Annotated in this window: 7 protein-coding genes; 5 read left to right on the top strand and 2 right to left on the bottom strand. The window is 60.8% G+C overall.

The window, feature by feature from the left end:
- Positions 1-26 precede the first annotated feature (26 nt).
- Positions 27-806, bottom strand: coding sequence for a transglutaminase-like domain-containing protein (locus SAS01S_RS10900; protein ID WP_066807765.1), 780 nt, complete (start codon positions 804-806; stop codon positions 27-29).
- Between the two features lie 91 nt (positions 807-897).
- On the opposite strand from SAS01S_RS10900, the gene SAS01S_RS10895 reads away from it, so the two are divergent.
- Entirely contained in the window at positions 898-1,539 is a 642-nt protein-coding gene (locus SAS01S_RS10895; protein WP_066807762.1) for a YkgJ family cysteine cluster protein, read from the top strand.
- Positions 1,540-1,718: 179 nt separating this feature from the next.
- Here SAS01S_RS10895 and SAS01S_RS10890 read toward each other — a convergent pair whose 3' ends face one another.
- The gene (locus tag SAS01S_RS10890; protein WP_066807760.1) at positions 1,719-1,910 is read right to left on the bottom strand and encodes a hypothetical protein; all 192 of its coding nucleotides are present in this window, start codon (positions 1,908-1,910) and stop codon (positions 1,719-1,721) included.
- A gap of 289 nt (positions 1,911-2,199) precedes the next feature.
- Here SAS01S_RS10890 and SAS01S_RS10885 point away from each other — a divergent pair, with 289 nt between their 5' ends.
- Genes SAS01S_RS10885 through SAS01S_RS10870 form a run of 4 tightly spaced genes read left to right on the top strand, consistent with a single transcriptional unit; the run spans position 2,200 to position 9,314 of the window.
- The gene (locus SAS01S_RS10885) at positions 2,200-3,819 is read left to right on the top strand and encodes a type I restriction-modification system subunit M (RefSeq protein WP_066807759.1); all 1,620 of its coding nucleotides are present in this window, start codon (positions 2,200-2,202) and stop codon (positions 3,817-3,819) included.
- Positions 3,812-5,152, top strand: a complete 1,341-nt coding sequence (locus SAS01S_RS10880) for a restriction endonuclease subunit S (protein ID WP_066807757.1) — start codon at positions 3,812-3,814, stop codon at positions 5,150-5,152. The genes SAS01S_RS10885 and SAS01S_RS10880 overlap by 8 nt, the downstream gene beginning before the upstream one ends.
- Positions 5,152-6,171 (top strand): SIR2 family protein, encoded by a 1,020-nt coding sequence (locus SAS01S_RS10875; RefSeq protein WP_066807755.1) that lies wholly within the window; start codon positions 5,152-5,154, stop codon positions 6,169-6,171. The genes SAS01S_RS10880 and SAS01S_RS10875 overlap by 1 nt, the downstream gene beginning before the upstream one ends.
- Complete coding sequence (locus SAS01S_RS10870; protein ID WP_066807753.1) at positions 6,171-9,314, top strand: type I restriction endonuclease subunit R; 3,144 nt, start codon at positions 6,171-6,173, stop codon at positions 9,312-9,314. The genes SAS01S_RS10875 and SAS01S_RS10870 overlap by 1 nt, the downstream gene beginning before the upstream one ends.
- The last annotated feature ends 192 nt before the right edge of the window (positions 9,315-9,506 follow it).

Here is a 9,506-nt window from a genome sequence, read left to right as displayed (position 1 = left end):
GGTAAAATACTCCGCCCCAAACCCCCTCACCCCACCCGCTCGACCGTAACACTCTGCGACAGGCATTCCGCCTCACCAAAGATGGTCATGAAGCTGATATCCGTGGCATCGCGCCCCACCCCGATCCGCACCAGCCCTTCGACCGGCGCCAGCCCGGTGGGATCGATCAACCGCCACGCGCCGTCCAGCCATACTTCCACCACCGCATGGAAATCGGGCGGATCGAGCCGCCAGGCATAGGCCGCGACCATCCGCGCGGGGATGTCGGCGGCGCGCACGAACGCGATCAGCAGATGCGCGAAATCGCGGCACACGCCGCGGTGCGCGACATAGGTGTCGGCGGCGGTCGTCTTCACATCGCTCGACCCGACAACATAATCGAGATGGCCGCGGATCCATTCCGCCATCGCCTCCACCCGGTCGCCGCCCGACAGTGCGTCGAACTCGCGCCGGACGAGCGCATCGAACCGGTCGGATTCGCAATAGCGGCTGGGGAACAGGTACCGCACCACATCCGCCGGCAACAGCTTGATATCGTCGGCGGCGAGGCCGTGGAGAGCCGCCTCCGCGCGATCGACCTCCACCGTCGCGGTGTAATGCGCGGTCACTCGCCCCTCCCCCCGCGTCCAGGTGCGCCGCCCCAGCCCGTTATCCGCCGCGATCGGGCGCAACGCCTCCACCCCGCCGATCCGCAACAGGTCGGTGACCAGATGCTGATCGGGCGTCTGCGCGACCTCGAGCGCGAACAGCAGGTCGGCCGGCGCGGCGAGCCAATAGTCGAGCCGGGCGTCGATGGAGAGGCGCATGGAATCTTTCTGGAACGGAGTCGTATCGTTCCTATCCGATAACCACCCTGCCCGGCTATGCTCAGGATCAGGCGAAGGAGAGGAGGCGAGCATGCCGTCCGACGACCCGATAACGGCCCCGATGTCGGCCCAGATGATGGCCGATACGCGGTTCAGTTACCGCTGCACGCGCTGCAACAGCTGCTGTATCGACAAGCGCATCCAGGTCAATCCGTATGAAATCGGGCGGCTGGCGCGCAACCGCGGCGTTTCTACCGCCCAGGCGCGCGACGATTTCACCATCGACGGCGCCCTGCGCCAGCAGGAGGACGGGCGCTGCATCTTCCTGGGCGATCAGGGTTGCACCGTCCATGCCGACCGGCCGCTGGTCTGCCGGTTGTTTCCGCTCGGCCGCGTGATCGACGCCGCGGGCAAGGTGCATTTCGTGCCCTATCCCGATCCACTGGCCGCGCACGGCGAGTTCGGAAAAGCGGGCGTGGTCGCCGACTATCTGGAGTCGCAGGGCGCAACCGCGTTCATTGCCGCGGCCGACGCCTATTTCGCCTTTTTCTGCCGCGCCAATGCGCGGATGGGCGCGGGCACGGCGGTCATCGCCGATCCCGACCGCGACCTGCTCGACATCGACAGCGAACTCGCCGCCGCGTGCGCCGCGAGCGGGATCGACGAGCCCGAGGATCTGCTCGACCGGATGTGGCTGCACATCAGCCTGCTCGACGCGATGCTCGATCGCTAAAGCATCGCGCGGAAAAGTGGGGACCGGTTTTCCGCAAAAAGCGATGCGACAACAAATAGTGCGCGGAGCCGTGATGACGGCGGCCGCGCGCCGATGCCCAGATAAAACGAAGGCCGCGCGACCCCATCGGACCGCGCGGCCTGTTGTTCCGGTAGCGGGTCGCCCCGCCGCCGCACCGATTACTCGGAGACGTTGCTGGCGTTGCCCGCGACGTCGCTGACGTTCTCGTCGGTGATGTTGGTGGTGTCGGTCAGGTTCACGTCGTCGGTGTTGGTGACGACGACGGCGTTGTCGGCCGCCTTGTTGCCGCCGCAAGCCGCGAGGCCGAGCACGACAGGAGCAATCACCGAGAGAACTACGAGCTTCTTCATGGACAAATCTCCGTAAAATCCAGGCCGCGCCCCCGCTCGGCACAGCGCCTCGCGAATTGGTCCTGGGGTAAGTCCGGCGGTGCCTATGACGCAATTCCCATCGAATTGGTAGGGGAAAATGCACCGTTCGTCGCAAGGGGAGTAATGTCTCGCCTGATTGACCTGTTCTGGAGCTCGTGGGTTTTAGTTTAGCGCTTTCGGAACCGGTTGCGATAGATCGCGCCAACGCTTGCCGCTTGCCCTTCTCCACTGCTAGCTAGTTGCAATTACGCGATTAGGGGGATCAAGAATGGCGACGTCCGGCACGGACTTGGGGTTCGAGTCCGAGCTTTTCAAAGCAGCCGACAAGTTACGAGGCAATCTTGAGCCTTCGGAATACAAGCATATCGCGCTGGGCCTGATATTCCTGAAATATGTTTCGGACGCTTTCGACATCCAGCATGCGAAGCTGGAGAAAGAAGAGTTCGCCGATCCTGAAGACCCGGAAGAATATCTTGCCGAACGCGTATTTTGGGTGCCGCCGATCGCTCGCTGGACGCACCTGAAGGCCAATGCCCGCGCGCGAGAAATCCCGATCATCGATCCGGTATCCGGCGCCGAGCGCAAGGTGGATATCGGCGGCCTGATCGATGCGGCGATGGAGGCGATCGAAAAGGCGAATGCGGCGACGCTAAAGGGAGTTCTACCGAAAAATTACGGCAGCCCGACCCTCGACAAGGTGATGGTGGGCGATCTGGTCATGCTGTTTTCGGACATCGACATGCGCGGCGTAGAAGGCCAGCCAACCGATCTGCTGGGGCGCGCCTATGAATATTTCCTGTCGGGCTTTGCTGGCGCCGAGGGGCGGCGAGGCGGCGAGTTCTTCACGCCCCGATCGGTTGTCCGCGTGATCGTCGAGATGCTGGAGCCCTATAAGGGCCGCGTCTACGATCCCTGTTGCGGGTCGGGCGGCATGTTCGTTCAATCCGAACAGTTCATCGAGGATCACGCCGACCAGAAGGATATCGACAAGGCCAGGCGCCAGATCTCCATCTATGGCCAGGAACGCAACAATACGACGTGGAAGCTGGCCAAGATGAACCTGGCCGTTCGCGGCATCGACGCGGACATCCAGTGGAACAACGAAGGCAGCTTCCTGCGCGATGCCTTTCCCACGCAGAAGTTCGATTTCATCATGGCCAATCCGCCGTTCAATGTGTCGGACTGGTGGCGCGAAAGCTTGGCCGAAGATGCACGGTGGCAGCATTTCGGCACCCCGCCGCAGGGAAACGCCAATTTCGCCTGGCTCTCGCACATTTATCACCACCTCGCCCCGCGCGGCACGGCCGGCGTGGTGCTGGCGAACGGATCGATGAGCAGCCAATCGGGCGGCGAAGGCGATATCCGGCGGCAGATGGTGGAAAAGGACGCGGTCGACTGCATGATCGCGCTGCCCGGGCAACTGTTCTACTCAACCCAAATTCCGGCGTGCCTGTGGTTCCTCGCCCGCGACAAGAGCGCCAACGGTCATCGCAATCGCAAGGGCGAGGTGCTGTTCATTGATGCGCGGAACATGGGCTTCATGGTCGACCGCACCCGGCGCGATTTTAGCGATGCAGATGTGGCGATGATTACCCGCGCTTATCATAGTTGGCGCGCTAAGCCGGAGAACTGGGAGGCGCTTGAGCTAGATCCATATGCGGATGTCCCCGGGTTTTGCCGGTCGGTGGATAAGGCGGCGATTGCCAGGGAAGGTTACCTCCTCTCACCAGGACAATACGTGGGCAGCGCAGCGGCAGCAGATGACGGTGTTTCATTCGTGGATCGGCTCGCGGACCTTCGGCTAAGATTGGAAGCGCAGTTCAATCATGCGCATTCGCTTGAGGCTCGGATCGCCGAGGCGCTTGCTCGGGTTCAGACAGATGACTGAGTGGGAGACCACCCGGCTTGCAGATCTCATCGACATTCAGCACGGGTATGCCTTCAAGGGCGAGTACTTCACCGACCGAAAAACCAATGATGTTCTTGTTACGCCCGGTAATTTTTCGATCGGCGGTGGTTTCCAGCTTACCAAGCCGAAGTATTATGATGGGCCGGTGCCGGAAGGCTATGTTCTGCAGCCGGGCGATGTCATTGTCACGATGACCGATCTTAGCAAGCAGGCTGATACGCTTGGCTACTCCGCCTTCGTGCCGGCATCCCAGGTCAGGTTCCTTCATAACCAGCGTGTTGGCAAGGTAGCACTCAAAGATAAGGGCACACACTTGCCATTCATCGCGTGGTTGATGAGGACCAGAGATTACAGAAACGCGATAGTGGGCAGCGCGACGGGTTCCACGGTTAAGCACACGTCGCCTGGGCGGATTTTGGCCTATCGCTTTAAATTGCCACCGCTTAACACGCAAATAGTCATTGCCGACACTCTTTCCGCTTTCGACGATAAGATCGCACTCAATCGGGCGGTGAACGAAACGCTGGAAGGGATGGCGCAAACTATTTTCCGGGACTGGCTCGTCGATTTTGGTCCCGTCCGCCGCAAGATGGCGGGAATTACTGACCCACAGGCCCTGTTAGGCGGGTTGATACTGGACCACGCCAGTGCCGCTCAAATCGTCAGGATGTTTCCCGATAGACTTGATGACGATGGTCTGCCGGCGGGTTGGCAGAAAGCGCCCTTATCCAGCTTCGTTTCGATCGTGGGCGGTGGAACACCGAAAACGTCGATCGAAGCCTACTGGGGCGGCGATATCCCTTGGTTCTCGGTCGCAGACACGCCCGCCGGCAGTGACATTTTCGTCTTTCAAACGGAGAAGACAATCACCCAGACGGGGCTCGAAACAAGCGCTGCGCGCCTAGTCTCGGAGGGGACCACGATCATTTCCGCACGTGGCACGGTGGGCAACCTCGCCCTAGTGGGTCGTAGGATGACTTTTAACCAGTCATGCTATGGCCTCACTCCGAGTACGGGCGAGTATCCTTACTTAACCTATCTGCTGGCGGCCTCCCTCGTGTCATCGCTTAAGGGCATGGCCCACGGTTCGGTATTTGCGACGATCACCCGAAAAACCTTCGACAACGCAATGTTTGTCAGGCCCGATGCGTCGGTCTTCGATCTGCTAGAGCGAATGATGGCTCCGCTGTTCGAGAGGGTCGCGGCTGCGGTGCAGGAGAATCGAACTCTGGCGGAGGCCCGCGACTATCTGCTGCCCCGCCTGATGTCCGGCGAGGTGTGCGTGGCGGATGCCAAGACGGTCATCGCCTGATGGAATATTTCCGCAAGCGGTTCGAGGCATATCTGGAGGCGGACTACCCCGTGGTCATTGCCGGCCAGACTTTCCTAACCACCGACGTCTTCAAGACAATGGCGGAGCATGACTATGAGGCGCACTTCGTCGAGTGGGTGAGCGAGCGCACCGTCGAAGCCAAAGAGCGGGCCTTTGAGTTCTTACGCCTCTACGGGTCTTTGCCTCGGTTCAACGCGATGCTTGATCGACACGCCAGAGGAAGTCTCATTCCCTTCATTGGCGCGGGGATGTCCTATGCGAGTGGATACCCACTGTGGGGTCCGTTTCTACTAAGCCTACTCGACGACGCGCCACGCATCCGTGCGGAAGTCGAAGCAGACCTCGCGCTCAGCCTTTATGAAGATGCCGCGCAGCGCGTTTTCGATGCGCTCGGCGCCGAACCCTTCGCCGAACAGATCCACAATCGAATGGGCCGTTATATCCGTCGCGTCGATGGGCCCGTGCGCTGCCTGCCTCAACTCTTCCCCGCGGAAGTACTAACGACGAACTTCGACTATGTCCTCGACCACGTCTATCAGGATGCCGCCCTGGACTTTGTGGAGAAATTCAGAGGTACGCAACTCGACCAGGCAGGGCAGAGGCTCGGGGATATCCCCCACTCCTTGCTTCGACTGCACGGCGAAGCTGACACCTATGTCGATCGGGTCCTGACCCGCTCGGAATATGACGCTGCCTATCGGGATCTGGCAGCTTTCGCGCAGATCCTCGGTCGCATCGTTGGCGCCAGAAGCACCCTCTTTCTTGGTTCTAGCTTAGGCGTCGACCGGATCTTCGATGCATTTTGCGCGATCAAGCGACAGGGTGGCAACTCCCCCACACGGCATTATGCTTTCCTGCCCTTTCCGGGAGAGAACGCTCGAGAGGCACGCCTTGCCCAATTGGCACGCGCTTCCATCTACCCCATCTACTATCCGCCCGAGGACCATGACGCAGGGATAGAAGACTTGCTGATCACCATGATCGACGGGGGATTCTAATGGTATTCGTGCGCGAGGACCATGTCGAGCAGGCGGGCATCGAAACGTTGCGCCATCTCGGCTGGCTGTACCTCCACGGACAGGATATCGCCCCGGACGGCATCGCGCCGCAACGCCCTAGCTATTCCGATGCCGTGCTGGTCCCCCGGCTTGAGCGCGGGGTTGCGCAGATCAACCCCTCGCTGCCCGGCGAAGCGATCGAGGCGGCGCTGCGCCTACTGCTGACCAGCGAGACGCCAAACCTGGTCGAGGAAAACCGGCGCATCCATCGCTATCTGGTCGATGGGATCGATGTGGATTATCGCTTGCCCGACGGGCGCGTCACCGGCGGCAAGGTCTGGCTGATCGACTTCGACACTGTCGAGGCGAACGACTGGCTGGTGGTCAATCAGTTCACGCTGATCGAGGGGCGATACAACCGCCGCCCGGATCTGGTGTTATTCGTCAACGGCTTGCCGCTCGCCGTGCTGGAACTCAAAAATCCGGGATCGGAGAATGCCACGCTGACCGCAGCGTTTCGGCAGCTCGAAACCTATAAGCAGCAGCTGCCCTCGCTGTTCCGCACCAATGCCGTGCTGGTGACATCGGACGGGATCAAGGCACGCGTCGGATCGCTGACTGCCGACGAGGAGCGGTTCATGCCGTGGCGCACCATCGACGGCGAAGACTATGCGCCGCCGGGCACGCCCGAACTTGATACGCTGCTGAAGGGCGTGTTCGATCGCGCCAACTTCCTGCGCCTGATCCGGGACTTCACCGTGTTCGGCAACAAAGGCGACGGGCCGTTCAAGATCATCGCGGGCTACCACCAGTTCCGTGGCGCGCAAAAGGCAGTGCGCGAGGCGGTCGAAGCCAGCCGCCCGGACGGTGATCGAAAGATCGGCGTCATCTGGCACACGCAAGGTTCGGGCAAGAGCTTCCTGATGGCCTTCTTTGCAGGGTTGGCGGTTGCATCGGCCAAGCTGGAAAACCCGACCATCGTCGTGCTGACCGACCGCAATGACCTGGACGATCAGTTGTTCGCCACGTTCAACCTGTGCAGCGATCTGATCCGGCAGAAACCGCAACAGGCGGAAACCCGCGAGGACCTGAAGCGACTGCTCGACCGTTCGGCTGGCGGCGTGATCTTCGCGACGGTCCAGAAGTTCTCGCCGATCGGGAGCGAAGAAAGCTTTCCGCTGCTGACCGACCGGCGCAACGTGATCGTGATCGCCGACGAAGCGCATCGTAGCCAATATGGCCTGGCCGCTCGCATCGATCCGGCGACCGGCCGCAAGCGTTACGGCTATGCCCACTATATCCGCCAGGCCCTGCCTAATGCGTCGTTCATCGGCTTCACCGGGACGCCCGTAGAAGGAAGCGACCGGAACACGCCGGCCATCTTCGGCGACTATATCGACATCTACGATATCTCCCGCGCGGTCGAGGACGGGGCGACCGTCCCGATCTATTATGAAAGTCGCTTGGCCCGCATCGAACTGGACGAGGATGAAAAGCCGCTGATCGACGCGGAGATTGAAGCGCTCGTCGAGGACGACACACTGACCGAGGCCGAGAGGTTTAAGGCGAAATGGTCCAGTGTCGAAGCGCTGGTCGGCTCCGAGAAGCGGTTGAAACAGGTTGCTTTCGACGTTGTGACACATCTCGAAGCGCGGCTAGCCGCCTTGGAAGGCAAGGCGATGGCGGTCTGCATGAGCAGGCGGATTTGCGTGGCGCTGTATGACGAGATCGTCGCGCTTCGGCCGGAATGGCATTCGGAGGACGACGAAAAAGGCGCTATCAAGATCGTGATGACGGGCGCTGCTTCCGACCCGAAAGAATGGCAGCAACATATCGGCGGCAAGCGACGGCGGGACGCGCTCGCCGCACGGGCGCGCGATGTTGATGACCCCTTAAAGCTGGTGATCGTGCGCGACATGTGGCTGACCGGTTTCGACGCGCCGTGCATGAATACGATGTACGTCGACAAACCCATGCGGGGACATGGCCTGATGCAGGCTATCGCCCGCGTAAATCGCGTCTTCCGCGACAAACCCGGCGGTCTGATCGTCGATTACATCGGCATCTACCAGAACATGCGTTTGGCGCTCGCCGATTACAGTCCGCAAGATCGGGACAAGACCGGTATCGACGAGGAGCAAGCCGTCGCCGCGCTCAAGGAATGGTATGAACGTGTTTCGGGGCTCTTTCACGGCTTTGAATACCGCGCCGCGCTGCACGGATCGCCGCGGGAAAAGCTGGCGGCTCTAGGAGGCGGTCTCGACCTGATCTTGCGCTGGCAGGAAGACGAGTCCCAGAACGCTCTATCGCCGGAGGACGCAAAACGAGCGCATCGGGCGTATGATGGCATGGTGCTGAACCTGTCCAAGGCGTTTGCACTCGCCGCAGCCAGTTCGTTCGCAAGCGCCGTCCGTGACGAAGTGGGGTATTTCGAAGCGATAAAGGCGGCACTCGTCAAATCGGACGGGCTCTCGAAGATATCTTCCGGCGACCGGTCCTTGGCGATCCGCCAATTGATCGACCGAGCGGTAGGCGATGCGGAAATCGTCGATGTGTTAAAAGCCGCCGGCGTGCAATCACCCGACATCTCGATCCTGTCCGAGGAATTTCTGGCCGAGATCGCTCAATTTAAACAGAAAAATCTTGCGCTTGAGGCGCTCAAGAAGCTGCTCGCCGGGGAGATTTCAGTTCGTGCGAAAAGCAATCACGTCGAGGCTCGAGCCTTTTCCAGGCGACTTGAGGAAGCGGTGGCCCGGTATCACGCCAACACCATTTCCGCGCTCGAGATGATCCAGGAGCTGATTGCGATCGCCAAGGAAATCCGCGTGTCGCGGGATCGCGGCGAAGAGCTTGGCATGTCGGCCGATGAACTGGCCTTCTATGACGCGCTCGCCGACAACGACAGCGCAGTCGAGGCCATGGGCAACGAACGCCTTAAGGTGATTGCACATGAGCTGGTGGTGCAGCTCCAAGGAAATGTGACCGTGGACTGGCATAAGCGTGAAAGCGCACGAGCACGAATGCGCGTTCTCGTGAAGCGCATTCTTAAACGGTACGGATACCCGCCTGACCTCGCCGACGAAGCGGTTCAGACCGTGCTACAACAGGCCGAACTGCTACTTCGTGATACCGTCTCGACCTAATGGTCAAGGCGCAAGCCTTTACGCGAAGAGGACGGGCGCGGCGTAAGCAACCGACTGCGGCATCTCGCTGTTGAAGGTGGAGTTCGCGCACCCACGCGGGACCCACCTTCGTTAAGGCAATTTGCGCTAATCCTGCCTGAAAGGGTTGTAGTGGCGTTTGCAGGGACTCGAACCTGTGACCCCATCATCGGG

It is taken from the genome of Sphingomonas asaccharolytica NBRC 15499, assembly GCF_001598355.1.
In the GTDB taxonomy this organism is placed as follows: domain Bacteria; phylum Pseudomonadota; class Alphaproteobacteria; order Sphingomonadales; family Sphingomonadaceae; genus Sphingomonas; species Sphingomonas asaccharolytica.
The sequence above is the reverse complement of the archived record's forward strand: the minus strand, read 5'-3'. Positions and strand labels throughout refer to the sequence as shown.